The organism is Paraburkholderia sp. RL17-380-BIE-A, assembly GCF_046028085.1.
GTDB lineage: Bacteria > Pseudomonadota > Gammaproteobacteria > Burkholderiales > Burkholderiaceae > Paraburkholderia.
In genome coordinates this window covers 48,906-65,490 of record NZ_JARESQ010000002.1, presented here as the reverse complement: position 1 = coordinate 65,490, position 16,585 = coordinate 48,906, and the positions used below count along the sequence as shown (strand labels likewise).

Genomic DNA, 16,585 nt, shown 5'->3' with positions numbered 1-16,585 from the left:
CGCGCCCAGGGCTGTCGTCGGCGATGCGCCGCAACCGACGTGTTCGCCGAGAAGCGCCGCGCGAGCGCCCGACTTCGCCTATGCTGACGGAGACGCATGCCCGGCCGCCACGCGGCTCGCTGTCCCCAGTCCTGGAGCGCCCGTGACCGTTCGCAATCTCGACGCCTTGTTTCGACCCAAATCCGTCGCCGTGATCGGTGCCTCCGAGCGGCCCGGCAGCACCGGCGCGATGGTGTGGACGCGCGTGCTGGAAGGAGGCTTCGACGGGCCGCTCTGGCCTGTCAATCCGAAGTATCAGACGCTCGGCGGCCATGCCGTGATCGGCGAGACCGGCGACTTGCCGGAAGCGCCCACAGTCGCGGTGATCTGCACGCCGCCGGCGACGTGGCCGGGCATCATCCGTCAGCTCGGTGGCTTGGGCACGCGCGCGGCGATCATTGTCGGCGAGGTGCGCAGCGATGACGACCGGCTCGCGCTGCGGCATGCGCTCTCGGCAGCGCGGCCCAATCTGCTGCGGATCGTCGGGCCGGGCAGTCTCGGCGTGGTGTCGCCGGCGCTGCGCGCGCATCTGGGCGCGCCGTCGTGCACGGTGAAGGCGGGCGGCGTCGCGTGGGTATCGCAGTCGAACGCGCTGACCAATGCCGTGCTCGGCTGGGCGCGGGCGCGCGGCCTCGGCTTTTCGCACGCCGTGGCGCTCGGCGGCGAGGCGGACGTGGACGCGGGCGACGTGCTCGACTATCTGGCCAGCGACCCCGGCACACGTGCCATCCTGCTCGAACTGGACAGCGTGCGCGCGGCGCGCAAGTTCATGTCGGCCGCTCGCGCGGCGGCGCGCAACAAGCCGGTGCTGGCGCTGCGCTCCGGCCGCGCCGATCCCGCCGACGGACTCTACACCGCCGCGTTCCGCCGTGCGGGCATGGTGCGGGTCGACTCGCTCGACGACTTGCTCGACGAAATCGAGACGTTGGGCGTGGGCCGCGTGGCGGCGGGCGCCACGGCCACGCTGATTACGAGCGACAGCGGCCTCGCCACGCTCGCCTGCGATGCCTTCGCGGCGGCCGGCGACACGCTCGCGCCGTGGCCCGACGAAGCGTCCGAGGCATTGAAACAGGCATTGCCGCATGCGATCGGCGGCAATCCACTGCGGCTCGGCGACGACGCGCGCCCCGAGCACTTCGGGACCGCCCTCGAACTGCTCGCGAACCAGCGCAGTACGGGCACGGCTTTCGTCGTGCATGCGTCGACGCACAGCGCACCGGTGGGCGAAGTGGCGCAAGCCTTGATCGCGAATCAGCGCTTCGCGTATCGCGGTTTGCTCGCGTGCTTTTTCGGCGGCGTGGATGCCGCCACGCGCGACGCGCTCCATGCGCAGGGCATTCCCGTTCATACGACACCGCAGCGGCTGGCGCGCGCCTTCGCGCGGCTGGTCGATTATCGGATGGGACGCGAACTGCTGATGCAGACGCCCGAGGGTTTGCCGGCGCAAATCCCCGCCGCGATCGACGCGGCTCAAGCCCAGGCACGCGAAGCGCTCGCCGCAGGTGAGCACCAACTCACCGGCGAAGCGGCGACGCGGTTTCTGGAGCGATTCGGATTGCGCGTGGAGACGGCGCCGCAGGCCGCCGATGGCACGGAAGCCAGCTCTGGATCAGCCGGCAAGCCCGTAGTCGACCTCATCGTCGAACTTCACGACGACGACAACTTCGGCCCCGTATTTCGCTTCACCGCGCCGTCGGTTGACGGCCTGGCCGAGCCGCTGCGGGTTTACGGCTTGCCGCCGCTCAATCCCATGCTCGCACGTGACATCGTCGCGCGCTCGCGCTACGCGCGGCTGGTCGCGCCGGAACCGGCATTGGCCGCGCTCACGGGGCTCTCGCAAGCCGTGTGCGACGTCAAGGAACTCGTCGGACTTACGCTGACGCTCAGGGTGTATCGCGATCAGGTGACGGTGGTCGATCCTTCATTGAGCGTCGCGGCGAAGCGCAGCCGCCTCGCGATCGTGCCTTATCCGCGCCGCTTCGAAGAGACGCTGGACTGGCAAGGCTTGCGAGTGACCGTGCGGCCCATTCGTCCGGAAGACGAGGCCGCGCATCATGACTTCGTCGAAGCGATGACGCCCGAAGATTTGCGCCTGCGATTTTTCGGCGCGGTGAGCAGCTTCGACCACTCGCAACTCGCGCGCATGACGCAGATCGACTACGACCGCGAAATGGCGCTGATCGCCACCGTGCGAAGCGAAGAAGGTTTCTCGCGGACACTGGGCGTGGTGCGCGCGGTCGCCGATCCCGACAACGAAACGGCCGAATTCGCGGTGGCGGTGCGCTCGGACCAGAAAGGCCGGCGTCTCGGCCAATTGCTGATGGACCGGATCATCAAATACGCGCGGGCGCGCGGTACGCATTGGCTGATCGGCGAGGCACTGCGCGAGAATGTGGCGATGATCTCGCTCGCCAAAGCTTGCGGCTTTACGATTACGCGGACGGAGGATCCGGGCGTCGTTGGCTTTCGTATGGCGCTGGATGAACCGGCCGACGCGAGCGCGGAAGGCGGAGCGCCGACGGCGCAGAGTTAGCTGGATCACCGTCGCGTCGCCGGTACAACGGGCCGGCGGCGCGGCCGCGGCAACTGCGGCAATTGCAGCGGTGATCGAAGCTGTGATCTAAGCGGCGAGAGGCGCTGAAGGCATCTCGCCGCAGGAAGCGTGAATGAGCTGAGCCGCCTCAGGCCGCCAGCTTGGCCGCAGCTTCGTCGACTTGCGTGCGCGTCACCGACAGTTCTTCAAGCCACGCATCGCCATACACCGCGCCGGTCTCGCGCTCCAGGCGCGCGATGGTCGCCGCACAACGGCTCGCATCCTTCGGCGTCGCGATGAACGACTTGACCGACTCACCGGCCTTGAACGCATCGAACAGCGGCACGCGAATATCGTCCGGCAGCGGACGCGCCGTCCACTGATACGGTTTGCCGTTGAACGTGAATTGCGGCGGCAGCACGCGCTCTTTCTTAGCGGCCGGAATCAGGCCATAAGTACGCGCGGCCTCACCGATCTGCTCCGGCGAAAACAGCTCGTCCGGGCTGATGTCGAATTGCTGAATAAAGGTCTCGATGCTTTGCATCGCCGCCGCGCGATCGTCGCGCCGCTTTTGCGCGTGAGCGACGATGTCGCGCAGTTCGTCGGCTTCTTCAGGCGTGATCGTGAAGCTCGACTGCTTCTGCTGGAGTTCGGAAAAACGCTGGAATTCGGAATCGGTCAGAAGTTTCGCCATTGCTTATCGATGGGCGCGCATGAGCGAACCCATGCAGCGTGATTTTTGAGAGGGTCGTCATTCTAAACCATGTGCGGGAGCGGTCCGGTTTCGAGCCTGGGTGCTTGGCCTATTGATAGCTCAATGTAAAGGTCATCAGCCCCTTTACCGTGCCAGGTGAAACCTTGCCGGTTGAAACGTATTGTGCCGTGAGCGGGATGCCGGTTGTGGTCGCGGACGGGCCGACCAGCCATTGATTTGTCGTACCCGGTGCAGCCGAGTCCGGTCCGAAACTGACCGGCGATCCGTTACTGTCCAGCACACGGAGATTGACGCCCGAGGCGGTCGAATCGCCTGTGAGAGTCAGATTGCTCGTTGTGTTGCCCGAATCTGTAGCGTCGGTGAGCGTAACGAAAACGTTGGCGCCAGGCTGGCAGGACAGGTCAATGCCGAAATTCGTATTGCCGGCCGTTGCACCCCGCGCGGGAAATGCATTCGCAGCGACCGGCGGTAGCGAGACGCTGAGAGACGGCGTCGTCACGTCGCAGGTACTCGCGGCGATTGTCGCTGTACCGATCGACAAAGTGTTGAGAGGCGCGGAGTCGACATTGTGACTAATGTCGTGACTTTTCAGCAACGCCAACACCAGGTTGAGGATTTGTCCGTTGCTTGCTTCAGCCGAAGTTTTCACGAGTTGAAATGTGAAAACATAGTTGGCGTTATACGTTACCCCGGACCCGACGGCCGGCGCAAAATCCCCCTCCCGTGTACGCGACAGAATTGCGTTGTTATAAGTGACGTCGGTGACCCGGACTCCGATGCCCGTCAAGCTCGTATCCCACACATCGCGCACGGATGCGTTTACAGCTGCGTAGGCGGCGTACTGGAGAAAATAGCCGTGTCCGCCATCATAGTCATTACGCGGACAGCTTACCAACAACGTGATGGACACGGGCGGACCAATCGATGAACCAATTGGCGCATCGTGCGGCACCGCTATCGTGCCAAAGTCGACGGATCCGTTCCCGGTGACCGTGCACTGTGGAAATGCATCAGCAGGCATGCTAACTGTCAGTGCGGCGAGCGCGGCGGCTCCCAGAGTGGCAACAGCGAGACATCGACGACGTGCAATTCGGGGAGAGTACTCGTGCATGGCAGAGTTTCGTATGCGAGTGAATTCGCCACTGCCTGAGGGAATTCGGGCGGCCTCGCATAGTACTTGTTTAGCCCGGTGAATACACGCGACGGTTAGTCACGCTACGCGGCATTCTCACGAAACATCGACAACGCCTCTACCGTCTCGCGCAGCAGCGCGGTGGCGGCTTCCAACGTCGGCGCGACGTATTCGTCGATACGCCGTAGGTACGGACAGGTGAGGGCCGCGATCGCCTGGCCGGACGGCCCCTGGATCGGAAACGTGACGTCGGTCACGCCGAACGTCTGCTGGCTGTCCTTCTGCGAGAAGCCCGCCGCGCGAATCCGCGCGCAAGCCTGTTCGAGCGCGTCACGGTCGATCGTCACCTCGCCCTTCACCTTGGTATGTTCGGCCAGCATCTGTTCGCGCTGCTCGATGCTCTGGAACGCGAGCATCACGCGGCCCGACCCCGTATCGATCAGGCCGACGCGCGAACCGAGTCGCACCGACATACCCCACGTACCGGGGCCATCCACCTGCGCGATCACCAGCAGATTGCCGCGGTCGTACACCACGAGGTGACACGATTGTTCGGCAGCATCGGCAAAGCGCTGCATGAGCGGCAGCGCTTCGGAGATCAGACGGTTCATCGGCGGATGACGATGGGCGAGCGCGTACAGCTTGAGACTGAGCGAATAGCGGTCGCCCGCCGCCGAGCGCACCACGTACTGGCGCGCGACCAACCGTTCGAGCATGCGATACATCTCGCTCGCGTTGCGTCCCAGCAGCTTGGTGATTTCGGCGCGCGTCAGGCCTTCCTTCTGCTCGGCGAGCAGTTCGAGGATGTCGAGGCCTTTGTCGAGCGCCGGGGCACGATAACGGTCGGCGTCGTCTTTGTCTTCTGCGTCCATCGTGAGCGAGGTTCCGTGTGCAGTTCTCATTATCTGGCGCGTGAGTGTAAGTGCGTGACGAATCTCGTGCGAGATGACACCGGTCCAGGGAAAACACGGACGCTTGGTGCAGTGCACATTGCTTGACTTCGAAAAGTCCGTATATGAATAATACGTTCATTGGTGAATGAACGCACGCCTATACTCGACAAGAAAAAACACTGGGCCATCCCAAATTCTTTCGCGCACCCTCGGGGGCCTCGCGCGAATCGGCAGGTTTGGGGGCCCTCAATAAGAAAGCGCAGGACGAAGTGCTGGCATTCCGTGTCGGTTCACGCAGTTCAACAACGCAAATCAGGAGACAACCATGTCGTTCGCGAAAGGGCCGCACGCGGCTCGCAGTTTGTTCCGCAGTTCGCTATCCGCCGCGGCGGCCGCCGTCTGTCTCGCCGGCCTTGGCGTGACCGGCGCCGCGCAGGCCGCCGACGCAGGCAAGATCGGCCTCGGCCTGCCGCTGCTCACGTCGCCATTCTGGCAGTCGTACAACAACTATCTGCCCAAGTACGCGAAGGACATGGGCCTCGACATTCTTGCGCCCGTCAATTCAAACGGCGATCCCGCGCAGCAGATCACGGACATGAACAACCTGCTGAACCTCGGTGCGAAGGGCATCGTGGTCGGCCCGCTGGATTCGGCGGCGATCAGCCGCGCGCTCGACGCCGCCGCGGCGAAGAACGTGCCCGTGGTCGCGGTGGACGTCGCGCCCACACAAGGCAAGGTTGCGATGGTGGTCCGCGCCGACAATCGTGCGTATGGCGAAAAGGCCTGCAAGTACATTGGCGATCACGTGAAGTCGGGAAAGGTCGTGCAGATCATGGGCGACCTCGCCTCGGTCAACGGACGCGACCGGTCCGAAGCGTTCCGCTCATGCATGAAGGGCTATCCTGGCGTGTCGGTGCTGGAGATTCCCGCAGCCTGGAAAGGCGACGTCGCGGCGACCGCGCTCGACAGCCTGCTGACCGCGAATCCCGACGTGAAAGGCATTTACATGCAGGCTGGCGGCGTCTATCTGTCGCCGACGTTGCAAACCCTGCGCCGCAAGCAAATGCTCTTTCCTGTCGGCGACGCGAAGCACGTCGTGATCGTCAGCAACGACGGCATTCCTCAGGAGTTCGACGCGATCCGCCGCGGCGATATCGACGCAACCGTGTCGCAGCCCGCCGATTCGTATGCGAAATACGGGCTGTTCTATATCAAGGCGGCGCTGGCAGGGCAGACCTTCAAGCCGGGCCCGACCGATCACGGCAGCAACATCATCCAGCTGGCGCCGGGCATTCTGGAAGACCAACTGCCCGCACCGCTCGTGACGAAGTCGAATGTCGACGACAAAGCCTTGTGGGGCAATACCGTCAAATGAGCGGTCAAATGAGCGATTCCACGCCCTCCGTGCCCGTCGTCGAAGCTTTCGAAGTCACCAAACGCTTCGGTTCGACGGCCGCGCTGAAAGACGTGAGCATCCGCGTGATGCCCGGCGAGTCGCATGCGCTCGTCGGGCGCAACGGCGCGGGTAAATCGACGCTGGTGTCGATCCTCACCGGCCTGCGCAAGCCCGACACCGGCGAGGTGCGTTTCAGCGGCGCGGCCGCGCCGTCGATCGCGGATCGCGACGCGTGGCGCGAGCGCGTGGCGTGTGTCTATCAGCATTCGACGATCATCCGCGACCTGAGCGTCGCGGAGAATCTGTTTATCAACCGGCAGCCGCTGCGCGGCGGCGTGATCGATTGGCAAGCCATGCGGCGCGACGCGCGCGAGCTGCTCGATCACTGGAAGATCGACGTGCGCGAAGACGCCCGCGCCGGCGATCTGACGGTGGAGGCACGGCAGCTCGTGGAAATCGCGCGTGCGCTGTCGTACGGCGCGCGCTTCATCATTCTCGACGAACCGACCGCGCAGCTCGACGGCGACGAAATCAAGCGCCTGTTCCGGCGCATCAGCGAGTTGCAGCGCGAAGGCGTGACCTTCCTGTTCATCTCGCACCATCTTCAGGAAGTCTATGAAATCTGCCAGGCCGTGACGGTGCTGCGCGACGCGCGGCATATCGTCAGCGCACCGGTTTCAGCGCTGCCGCGCGAACAGTTGATCGAAGCGATGACCGGCGAACGCGGCGGACTCGCCGTCGCCGACGCGGCGGCGCGCGACGCATTGCCCGCCGACACGGCGATCGCGCTGCACGTCGACGGCCTCGCGGGCGCCGATTACGAAGGCGTGTCGTTCACCGTCAGGCGCGGCGAAGTGGTCGGCCTGACCGGCGCGACGAGCAGCGGCCGTACGAGCGTGGCCGAAGCGATTGCCGGCCTGCGTGCCGCCAAACGCGGCGCGATCCGGGTGGATGGCAAGACCTTGCCGCCCGGCAACGTGCCCGCGGCGCTCGCGCACGGCATTGGCTGTGTGCCGAAGGATCGTCATCACGAAGGCCTCGTGCTCACGCAATCGGTCGCGGAAAACGCCTCGATGACGATCGCGCGTTTGCTCGGCAAGTTCGGCATCGCCCCGCCGGCGAAGAAGAACGCGTTCGGCCAGAAGATGATCGACGCGCTCGGCATCGTTGCGCAAGGTCCGGAGCATGTGGTGTCCGGCCTGTCGGGCGGCAATCAGCAGAAGGTGGTGATGGCGCGTGCGCTCGCCACCAATCCCAATGTGCTGGTGCTGATCGATCCCACGGCGGGCGTCGACGTGAAATCGAAAGAAGCACTGCTGTCCGTCGTGGATCGCGTGCGCGAAGAGGGCAAGGCCGTGCTGGTCGTGTCCGGCGAACTCGACGATCTGCGCACCTGTGACCGCGTGCTGGTCATGTTCCGTGGCCGTGTCGCGGCCGAATTTCCGGCGGGTTGGCAGGACCACGACCTGATCGCATCCGTTGAAGGAGTCAGTCTCCATGAAGAATAGTGTGCCCAGTCCCGCATTCGGCACCGCGCAAGCTCAGGCTCAGCCGCTGGCGCAGTCCACTCGCGGCAAACGCGCGCGCTCCGAACTCGCGCGCCTGCGCGAGTTGGCATTGCTGCCCGCGCTCGCATTGCTGATCGTGATCGGCGCCTTTGTCAGCCCCAGCTTTTTGACCAAAGCGAATCTCATCAGCGTACTGGGCGCCTCCGCGGCGTTGGCGCTGGTCGTGCTCGCCGAATCGCTGATCGTGCTGACCGGCAAGTTCGATTTGTCGCTCGAATCGACGGTTGGCATTGCGCCCGCCGTGGGCGCGATGCTGGTGATGCCGGCGGCGTCCGCGGGCTTCGGCCTGCAATGGCCTGCGGCAGCCGGCTTGCTGGCCATCGTGGCGGTCGGCGCGGTGATCGGTTTCATCAACGGCTTTCTGGTGGTGCGTTTGCGGCTGAACGCGTTCATCGTCACGCTGGCCATGCTCATCGTGCTGCGCGGCATGCTGGTCGGTGCGACCAAGGGCGGCACGCTGTTCGATATGCCGCCGTCGTTCTTCACGCTTGCGACCACCATCGTGTTCGGTTTGCCGCTGTCCGTGTGGCTCGCGGCGGTGGCGTTCGCGATCGCGGCCTTCGTGTTGCGCTATCACCGGCTGGGTCGCGCGTTGTACGCGATCGGCGGCAATCCCGAGGCGGCGCGCGCCGCGGGGATTCGCGTTGAGCGCATTACGTGGGGCGTGTTCGTGCTCGGCAGCGTGCTCGCGTCGCTGGGCGGTTTGATCGTGACCGGCTATGTCGGCGCGATCAACGCGAACCAGGGCAACGGCATGATCTTCACGGTGTTCGCGGCAGCGGTGATCGGCGGCATTTCGCTCGACGGTGGCAAGGGCACCATGTTCGGTGCGCTCACCGGCGTGCTGCTGCTCGGCGTCGTGCAGAACCTGCTGACGCTTGCCCAGGTGCCGTCTTTCTGGATCCAGGCGATCTACGGCGCGATCATCCTGGGCTCGCTGATGGTGGCGCGCCTCGCAAGCGGCGAAGGCCAGAACTAATGCACACGCATTCCGGAGACCTCACTTGACCAGCCGCCCCATGCAAACGGACCCACGCCTGATCCTGCTCAGCCCCGCCGACAACTGCCTGATCGCGGCGGCGCGGCTGGACGGCGGCACGCAGGTCGAGATTGAAGGCGAGCGCGTGACGCTCACCAAAACCATCGAACTCGGTCACAAGGTGGCGCGCCATGAACTCGCGAAAGACGACAAGGTGCTGCGCTACGGCGCAGTGATCGGTCACGTGACGGAAGCAGTGGCGCGCGGTGCGCATCTGCATACGCACAATCTCGAGAGCGACTACCTGCCCACCTATACGCACGACGCGGGCCACGAGTTCGTCCATCACTGATGTGAGCACAATGTCGTGGCCTTGACGCCGCGCTGGAATGATCATGACTGACACTTCCGTAGCATCTCCATCCGCCGCATCGCAGCAGCCCACGCTGCAAGGTTACCTGCGCCGCGACGGCCGCAAGGGCATCCGCAATGTGGTCGCGGTGGCTTACCTGGTCGAATGCGCGCATCACGTCGCGCGCGAGATCGTCACGCAGTTTCGCGAACCGCTCGATGCGTTCGACGATCCTTCCGCCGAACGCGAACCGCCAGTGCATCTGATCGGCTTTCCCGGCTGCTATCCGAACAGCTATGCCGAAAAAATGCTCGAGCGGCTCACCACGCATCCCAACGTGGGCGCGGTGTTGTTCGTCTCGCTCGGTTGCGAGAGCATGAACAAGCACTATCTGGTGGACGTGGTGCGCGCAAGCGGCCGTCCGGTCGAAGTGCTGACCATCCAGGAAAAGGGCGGCACGCGCAGCACGATTCAATACGGCGTCGACTGGATTCGCAGTGTGCGCGGGCAACTCGCCGCGCAAGAGAAAGTACCGATGGCGCTGAGCGAACTGGTGATCGGCACCATTTGCGGCGGCTCGGACGGCACCAGCGGCATCACCGCGAATCCGGCCGTGGGCCGCGCGTTCGACCATCTGATCGACGCGGGCGCGACGTGCATTTTCGAAGAAACCGGCGAGCTGGTGGGTTGCGAGTTCCATATGAAAACGCGCGCGTCACGGCCCGAACTTGGTGAAGAGATCGTTGCCTGTGTCGCGAAGGCAGCGCGCTATTACTCGATTCTCGGCCACGGCAGTTTTGCGGTCGGCAACGCGGACGGCGGTCTCACCACGCAGGAAGAAAAGTCGCTGGGCGCCTATGCCAAGAGCGGGGCGTCGCCGATTGTCGGCATCGTCAAACCCGGCGACATTCCGCCAACCGGCGGCCTGTATCTGCTCGACGTGGTGCCCGACGGCGAACCGCGCTTCGGCTTTCCGAACATCAGCGACAACGCCGAGATCGGCGAACTGATCGCCTGTGGCGCGCATGTGATCCTGTTCACGACCGGGCGCGGCTCGGTGGTCGGCTCGGCGATCTCGCCGGTCATCAAGGTGTGCGCGAATCCGGCGACGTATCGCAACCTCGCCGGCGACATGGATGTCGACGCGGGTCGTATTCTCGAGGGCCGCGGCACACTCGACGAAGTCGGCCGCGAAGTGTTCGAACAAACCGTGGCGGTGTCGGGTGGCGCGGCCTCGAAGTCGGAAACGCTCGGCCATCAGGAATTCATCCTGACCTACAAGACGTTCGATCCGGTCGGCCCGGCTTGCTTGCCGTCGAGCGCCGCGTCGCAGCACCGGGTCGTCGCGATCGAGCCGCACTGAGCGGTTTGTCCGCAGGCCTTCCGGCAAGCAGGTCGTACACGCTGCGGGCACATGCTGCGCGTGCATGGTAAAACACGAATGGGACCGGAGTTAGCGCTGAAGCGTCAACTCCGGTCGATACTGGAGACGCGCTGAATGACGGCAACGATCGCATCGAAGATCGGGCAACGGCGCCGCATCGGCCGTGGGGCGGTGCAGGTGAGCGGATTGGGACTCGGCACGGCGCCCTTGGGCGGCCTCTACCGCGACCTGTCCGATGAAGAAGCCCACGCCACCATCGCCGCCGCGTGGGACGCCGGCGTGCGTTATTTCGACACCGCGCCGCATTACGGCAATACGAAGGCCGAGCATCGCCTGGGCGACGTCTTGCGGCGCTATCCGCGTGGTGACTACGTGCTGTCCACCAAGGTGGGCCGCCGCTTCGTGCCGCGCACCACGCCTTTCGACGACAAGGAAGGCTGGCAAAACCCGCTCCCTTTCGAAGCCATTTACGACTACACGCACGACGGCATTCTGCGCTCGTTCGAAGACAGCCAGCAGCGCCTCGGTATCGTCGATATCGACATTCTGCTGGTGCACGATATTGGCCGCGCCACGCATGGCGACAATCATCCCCATTACTGGCGGCAACTGACCGAAGGCGGCGGGTTTCGCGCGCTGGACAGATTGCGCTCGGCGGGCGCGATCAAGGCCGTCGGACTGGGGGTCAATGAAGGTGCGGTAATACTCGATGCGATGGCCGAGTTCGATATCGATTGCGCGTTGCTCGCGGGCCGTTATACGCTGCTCGAACAGACCACGCTCGACGACCTGCTGCCGGCCTGTGAAGAACGCGGCGTCAGCATCCTGTTAGGCGGCGCGTTCAACTCGGGCATTCTGGCGCGCGGCGTCGAAGGTGATCTGAAATTCAATTACGGCGAGGCGCCGCGCGAAGTGATCGAGCGCGTCGCGCAGCTCGAAGCGGTGTGCCGTGCGCACGGTGTGCCGCTGGCGGCCGCCGCCTTGCAGTTTCCGTATGCGCATCCGGCGGTCGCCACGGTGTTGACCGGCGCGCGCAGTGCCGACGAATTGCGCGAGAACGCGGCGTCGTTCGAGCAGCCGATCCCCGCGGGCTTGTGGTCCGCATTGCGTGACGAAGGCTTGCTCGACAACCGCGCGCCCGCGCCGGAGAGTTGATTTGACGATGCTTATCGATGCCCACCAGCACTATTGGGACCCCGCTCGCGGCGACTACGAGTGGCTCACGCCGGAACTGAAGATTTTGTACCGGACGTTTGGCCCGGCGGATCTCAAACCGTTGCGAGAGCGCGCGGGCATTGAACGGACGGTGGTGGTGCAGGCGGCCCCGACCATCGACGAAACACGCTATTTGCTGGACCTCGCGCGGCATGAGCCGTCGATTGCCGGGGTGGTCGGCTGGGTGCCGTTATTGTTGCCCACGGCGCCGGCCGTGATCGAAGCGCTGGCGCACGAGCCGAAGTTCAAGGGCGTGCGGCCGATGCTGCAGGATTTGCCCGACGATACCTGGATCACCAACCCCGATCTCGCCCCCGCGATCGAAGCGCTGATCGCACACGACCTCGCGTTCGACGGTTTGATTTACGCGCGACACGTCGAGCCTTTCGAAACGTTCGCGGCGCGGTTTCCGGCGCTGCGTATCGTGGTCGATCACGGGGCGAAGCCGCCCATCCGCTACGGGCACGCCGGTTATCCAGGCTGGGCCGACGCGATTACGCGGCTCGCGAAACTGCCGAATGTGCATTGCAAGCTGTCGGGCCTCGTGACCGAGGCCTCGCCCGGCTGGACCGAGGCAACGCTACAGCCGTATGTCGAGCATCTGCTGAAGTCGTTCGGGCCGGCGCGGTTGATGTGGGGCAGCGACTGGCCGGTGCTCGATCTGAACGGCGACTATCTGCTCTGGCATTCGGTGGCAAATATGCTGCTCGGCTCCTTGAGCGAAGGCGAGCGCGAAGCCGTTTTCGGCGGCAATGCCGCTGCGTTTTATCGACTTTGATTTCTGGAAGAGACAAGCAGCAGAAGCAAAAGCAAATGCACAGCCCATTCAACTGGAGTCGTAGATGACACAAAGACTGGCCGGCAAGACGGCCCTGATCACAGCGGCAGGACAAGGCATCGGACTCGCCACCGCCGAACTCTTCGCACGCGAAGGCGCGCGTGTGATCGCCACTGACATCCGCATCGACGGACTCGCCGGCAAGCCGGTCGACGCCCGCAAGCTCGACGTGCGCGACAACGCGGCGATCAAGGCGCTGGCCGCCGAACTGGGCGCGATCGACGTGCTGTTCAACTGCGCGGGCTTCGTGCATGCGGGCAACATTCTCGAATGCAGCGAAGAGGATTGGGACTTCGCGTTCGACCTGAACGCGAAGGCGATGTACCGCACGATCCGCGCGTTCCTGCCCGCCATGCTGGACAACGGCGGCGGGTCGATCATCAATATGTCGTCGGCGGCGTCGAGCGTGAAGGGCGTGCCGAACCGCTTCGCGTACAGCGCCTCCAAGGCCGCGGTGATCGGGCTGACCAAATCCGTTGCTGCCGACTTCATTACGCGTGGTGTACGCTGTAACGCGATCTGCCCGGGCACGGTGGCTTCGCCGTCGCTCGAACAGCGGATCGTCGACCAGGCTCAGGCACAGGGCGCGACGCTGGACGCCGTGCAGGCGGCTTTTGTCGCCCGTCAGCCGATGGGCCGTATCGGCAAGCCGGAAGAGATCGCCGCATTGGCGCTGTATCTCGCGTCCGACGAATCGTCGTTCACCACGGGCCACGCGCATGTGATCGACGGCGGCTGGTCGAACTGAGGTACGCCGACCCAAGCTGAACCACGAACCGAACACCACTCAAAGGAAGTGTCAGGATGAAACTGCTTCGTTATGGGCCGAAGGGCCAGGAAAAGCCGGGCTTGCTCGACGCACAAGGCAAGATTCGCGATCTGTCGAAAGTGGTCGCCGATATCGACGGCGCCGCGCTAACCGACGAAGGTCTCGCCAAGCTGCGCGCGCTCGATCCGGCCTCGCTGCCGCTGGTCGAAGGCAATCCGCGCATGGGTCCGTGCGTCGGCAAGATCGGCAAGTTCATCTGTATCGGCTTGAATTACGCGGATCACGCGGCCGAATCGAATCTGCCGGTGCCGGCCGAACCGGTCATCTTCAACAAGTGGACGAGCGCAATCAGCGGCCCGAACGACGACGTGGAAATTCCGCGCGGCTCGAAGAAGACCGATTGGGAAGTGGAACTCGGCGTGGTGATCGGCAAGCCGGCGAAATATATCGACGAAGCCAACGCGCTCGATTACGTCGCCGGTTACTGCGTGATCAACGACGTGTCGGAACGCGAATGGCAGATCGAAAAGGGCGGGACGTGGGACAAGGGCAAGGGCTTCGACACGTTCGGCCCGATCGGCCCGTGGGTGGTGACGCGCGATGAAGTCGCCGACCCGCAGAACCTGAGCCTGTGGCTCGAAGTGGACGGCCATCGCTATCAGAACGGCAGCACCAAGACGATGGTGTTCGGCGTCGCGAAGCTGGTCTCGTACGTATCGCAGTGCATGAGCCTGCAACCGGGCGACGTGATTTCGACCGGCACGCCGCCGGGCGTCGGCATGGGCGTGAAGCCGAATCCGGTGTACCTGAAGCCGGGCCAGACGATTCGCCTGGGAATTGAAGGTCTGGGCGAGCAAACGCAGAAGACCTACGCGGCGGAGTAAGTCTCGCTGGCGAGTTTGGCTGCATGAAGAAAGGCGGTTCCTGTATCGAGCAGGAACCGCCTTTTTTGTGTGCGCCGCTGCGGTTTGATGGCGCTGCTCCGTGAGCCGTTGCGCGAGCGGAGCCGCTCGACGATCGACAGGCGTGCCGCCGGCGCGTCGCTCAGGCGCGCTGCTCGGCGAGCAAACGCGCAAGCAACGCCACCAACTGATCGACGTGCTTGTCTTCCGTGCGCCACGACGACACGCTGATGCGAAACGCCGGCCGGCCTTGCCAGACAGTCTGACCGAACCACGTTTCGCCCGACGCCTGCGCCGCTTCGCGAATCGCGACGGTCTGCGCGTCGGTCTTCGCCCGCGCCAGCACCTGGTTCAGCACGACACGGTTCAACACCTCGAAGCCTGCGGCGCGCAGACCTTCGGCAATTCGCGAAGCCTGCGCGCAATGCCGGTCGACCATCTCCTGCACGCCGCTGCGCCCGAGCGAACGCAAGGCGGCCCAAATTGGAATGCCGCGTGCCCGGCGCGAGAACTCCAGGTTCAAATTCTTCTGCGCGTCATGCGCGCCGCTCAGATAGACCGCGTCACTGTTCATCGCCGCCGAGATCGCGCGCGCGTCGCGGCAGATCGCCATTGCGCCGTCGTACGGTGTGTTGAGCCACTTGTGGCCGTCGGTGGTCCAGCTATCCGCGCCGTCGATGCCCTCGGTCAGCGCCCGTTTCGACGAGGCGCGCGCCCACAGGCCGAACGCGCCATCCACGTGGACCCACGCGCCGGCCGCCTTGGCGCGAGGAATCACTTCCGCGAACGGATCGAATTCGCCGGTGTTCACTTCGCCGGCTTGCACGCAGAAGATCGTCATGTCGTCGAGCGGCGGCAACTGCGCGGGATCGATGCGGCCATGCGCATCCACGGGCGCGGCGATCACGCGCTTCATGCCGAAGCCGAGCACGCGCAACGCCTTTTTCACGGTGATATGCGCCATCTCGGAGATCACGACGCGCACCGGCGGCGCGCCGTCCAGGCCGTCGTTGTCGAAATCCCAACCCTTGCGTGCGAGCAGAGCGCGCCGCGCGGCCGCGATGCACACGAGCGTGCAGGCCGTTGCGCTGGTGCCGAAGCCGATCGCCGCTTCACGCGGCAAATCGAGCGCGTCGAGCACCCAGCGTGCGGCGATCTTCTCGATCGTGGCCGCGACCGGCGAGTTGTCGAAGGTCGACGCGCACTGGTCCCACGCGCCCATCAAACGTTCGGCCGCCGCCGCGGCCGGCAGCACCGCGCCGATCACGAAGCCGTAGTAGCGCGGATCGTTCGACGCGACCGTGCCAGGCGATCCGCTTTCGTCGAGCAGGCGCAGTACGTCGGCGGGCGCGTGGCCGTGTTGCGGGAAGGCTTCATCGAAGGCCGCGAGTTGCTGGAGCGCGGCCGCGTCTGGAAACACCCGGCGTTTGCCGATACCGGCAAGGTAAGCGTGCGCGCGCTGGTCCGCGTCGGTGGCAAGTGCGAGTTCGTCCATGTGGCTCCTAAGCTGTCGGGAAGGTGGCGGCGCGGTCTCGTGAATACCGCGCGCCTACAGATTGGCGAGGTCGCGGCCGAGCTTCTGCAACTCGGCGTCGATGCGTTTGTAATAGGTGAATTTGCCGATCCGCTGCGCGCGAACGAGTCCCGCATCGGCGAGGATGCGCATGTGGCGCGTGGTCGTGGCGGGTGCGATGCCGAGCTTGTCGGTGATGAACGTGCAGCACACGCCGATCGTTTCGATATCGGCGTGGTCCTGATACGGGAAATGCAGCGTCGGCTCTTTCAGCCAGCGCATGACGGCGAGCCGGCTGGCATTCGCGAGCGCGTTGATGCGCGTGAGGTCGTCTGTCATGAGGCAGTGCGCCGAATG

The 16,585-nt window shown here is 64.7% G+C and carries 15 protein-coding genes; 10 read left to right on the top strand and 5 right to left on the bottom strand.

What is annotated here, in order from left to right; translation table 11 throughout:
• Positions 1-142: 142 nt before the first annotated feature.
• Positions 143-2,572 (top strand): bifunctional acetate--CoA ligase family protein/GNAT family N-acetyltransferase, encoded by a 2,430-nt coding sequence (locus P0D68_RS03020; RefSeq protein ID WP_408294564.1) that lies wholly within the window; start codon positions 143-145, stop codon positions 2,570-2,572.
• A 148-nt stretch (positions 2,573-2,720) separates the two neighbouring features.
• On the opposite strand, the gene P0D68_RS03015 is transcribed toward P0D68_RS03020, so the two are convergent.
• From P0D68_RS03015 to P0D68_RS03005, 3 genes are all read right to left on the bottom strand, one after another.
• The gene (locus P0D68_RS03015) at positions 2,721-3,266 is read right to left on the bottom strand and encodes a hypothetical protein (protein WP_091805141.1); all 546 of its coding nucleotides are present in this window, start codon (positions 3,264-3,266) and stop codon (positions 2,721-2,723) included.
• 109 nt (positions 3,267-3,375) lie between these two features.
• Positions 3,376-4,308, bottom strand: a complete 933-nt coding sequence (locus P0D68_RS03010; RefSeq protein WP_408294560.1) for a fimbrial protein — start codon at positions 4,306-4,308, stop codon at positions 3,376-3,378.
• A 194-nt stretch (positions 4,309-4,502) separates the two neighbouring features.
• Positions 4,503-5,291 carry an IclR family transcriptional regulator gene (locus tag P0D68_RS03005; protein WP_091805133.1) on the bottom strand — a complete coding sequence of 263 codons (789 nt, stop codon included), beginning with the start codon at positions 5,289-5,291 and terminating at the stop codon, positions 4,503-4,505.
• Positions 5,292-5,637: 346 nt separating this feature from the next.
• Between P0D68_RS03005 and P0D68_RS03000 the strand changes: the two genes are divergently transcribed.
• The 9 genes from P0D68_RS03000 to P0D68_RS02960 all read left to right on the top strand — a co-directional run bounded on the left by P0D68_RS03000 (position 5,638) and on the right by P0D68_RS02960 (position 14,697).
• Positions 5,638-6,687, top strand: coding sequence for a sugar ABC transporter substrate-binding protein (locus tag P0D68_RS03000; RefSeq protein ID WP_408185060.1), 1,050 nt, complete (start codon positions 5,638-5,640; stop codon positions 6,685-6,687).
• Positions 6,688-6,695: 8 nt separating this feature from the next.
• A complete protein-coding gene (locus P0D68_RS02995; protein ID WP_408294557.1) occupies positions 6,696-8,216 on the top strand; it encodes a sugar ABC transporter ATP-binding protein in 1,521 nt (506 codons plus the stop codon).
• Positions 8,206-9,255, top strand: coding sequence for an ABC transporter permease (locus tag P0D68_RS02990; protein ID WP_091805124.1), 1,050 nt, complete (start codon positions 8,206-8,208; stop codon positions 9,253-9,255). Before P0D68_RS02995 ends, P0D68_RS02990 begins: the two co-directional genes overlap by 11 nt.
• Before the next feature lie 25 nt (positions 9,256-9,280).
• The gene (locus tag P0D68_RS02985; protein ID WP_177205137.1) at positions 9,281-9,607 is read left to right on the top strand and encodes a UxaA family hydrolase; all 327 of its coding nucleotides are present in this window, start codon (positions 9,281-9,283) and stop codon (positions 9,605-9,607) included.
• Positions 9,608-9,650: 43 nt separating this feature from the next.
• Positions 9,651-10,970, top strand: a complete 1,320-nt coding sequence (locus P0D68_RS02980) for a UxaA family hydrolase (RefSeq protein WP_091805118.1) — start codon at positions 9,651-9,653, stop codon at positions 10,968-10,970.
• A 135-nt stretch (positions 10,971-11,105) separates the two neighbouring features.
• Entirely contained in the window at positions 11,106-12,146 is a 1,041-nt protein-coding gene (locus P0D68_RS02975; protein WP_408294552.1) for an aldo/keto reductase, read from the top strand.
• 7 nt (positions 12,147-12,153) lie between these two features.
• A complete protein-coding gene (locus P0D68_RS02970) occupies positions 12,154-12,984 on the top strand; it encodes an amidohydrolase family protein (protein WP_408295199.1) in 831 nt (276 codons plus the stop codon).
• Between the two features lie 64 nt (positions 12,985-13,048).
• Entirely contained in the window at positions 13,049-13,792 is a 744-nt protein-coding gene (locus tag P0D68_RS02965) for an SDR family oxidoreductase (RefSeq protein WP_091805112.1), read from the top strand.
• Between the two features lie 56 nt (positions 13,793-13,848).
• A complete protein-coding gene (locus tag P0D68_RS02960; protein ID WP_408352389.1) occupies positions 13,849-14,697 on the top strand; it encodes an ureidoglycolate lyase in 849 nt (282 codons plus the stop codon).
• 160 nt (positions 14,698-14,857) lie between these two features.
• Here the strand turns inward: P0D68_RS02960 and P0D68_RS02955 are convergent, their stop codons facing one another.
• A complete protein-coding gene (locus tag P0D68_RS02955) occupies positions 14,858-16,210 on the bottom strand; it encodes a pyridoxal phosphate-dependent decarboxylase family protein (RefSeq protein ID WP_408294546.1) in 1,353 nt (450 codons plus the stop codon).
• Positions 16,211-16,264: 54 nt separating this feature from the next.
• Positions 16,265-16,567: an ArsR/SmtB family transcription factor gene (locus tag P0D68_RS02950; RefSeq protein WP_408294543.1), complete on the bottom strand. Its 303-nt coding sequence runs from the start codon at positions 16,565-16,567 to the stop codon at positions 16,265-16,267.
• Between the last annotated feature and the right edge of the window lie 18 nt (positions 16,568-16,585).

What these genes read in the sequence shown, in the direction of transcription:
- P0D68_RS03015 (WP_091805141.1), bottom strand. Translation starts at nt 3,266, where the DNA reads ATGGCGAAACTTCTGACCGATTCCGAATTCCAGCGTTTTTCCGAACTC.
- P0D68_RS03010 (WP_408294560.1), bottom strand. Translation starts at nt 4,308, where the DNA reads ATGCCTGCTGATGCATTTCCACAGTGCACGGTCACCGGGAACGGATCC.
- P0D68_RS03005 (WP_091805133.1), bottom strand. Translation starts at nt 5,291, where the DNA reads ATGGACGCAGAAGACAAAGACGACGCCGACCGTTATCGTGCCCCGGCG.
- P0D68_RS03000 (WP_408185060.1), top strand. Translation starts at nt 5,638, where the DNA reads ATGTCGTTCGCGAAAGGGCCGCACGCGGCTCGCAGTTTGTTCCGCAGT.
- P0D68_RS02995 (WP_408294557.1), top strand. Translation starts at nt 6,696, where the DNA reads ATGAGCGATTCCACGCCCTCCGTGCCCGTCGTCGAAGCTTTCGAAGTC.
- P0D68_RS02990 (WP_091805124.1), top strand. Translation starts at nt 8,206, where the DNA reads ATGAAGAATAGTGTGCCCAGTCCCGCATTCGGCACCGCGCAAGCTCAG.
- P0D68_RS02980 (WP_091805118.1), top strand. Translation starts at nt 9,651, where the DNA reads ATGACTGACACTTCCGTAGCATCTCCATCCGCCGCATCGCAGCAGCCC.
- P0D68_RS02975 (WP_408294552.1), top strand. Translation starts at nt 11,106, where the DNA reads ATGACGGCAACGATCGCATCGAAGATCGGGCAACGGCGCCGCATCGGC.
- P0D68_RS02970 (WP_408295199.1), top strand. Translation starts at nt 12,154, where the DNA reads ATGCTTATCGATGCCCACCAGCACTATTGGGACCCCGCTCGCGGCGAC.
- P0D68_RS02965 (WP_091805112.1), top strand. Translation starts at nt 13,049, where the DNA reads ATGACACAAAGACTGGCCGGCAAGACGGCCCTGATCACAGCGGCAGGA.
- P0D68_RS02960 (WP_408352389.1), top strand. Translation starts at nt 13,849, where the DNA reads ATGAAACTGCTTCGTTATGGGCCGAAGGGCCAGGAAAAGCCGGGCTTG.
- P0D68_RS02955 (WP_408294546.1), bottom strand. Translation starts at nt 16,210, where the DNA reads ATGGACGAACTCGCACTTGCCACCGACGCGGACCAGCGCGCGCACGCT.
- P0D68_RS02950 (WP_408294543.1), bottom strand. Translation starts at nt 16,567, where the DNA reads ATGACAGACGACCTCACGCGCATCAACGCGCTCGCGAATGCCAGCCGG.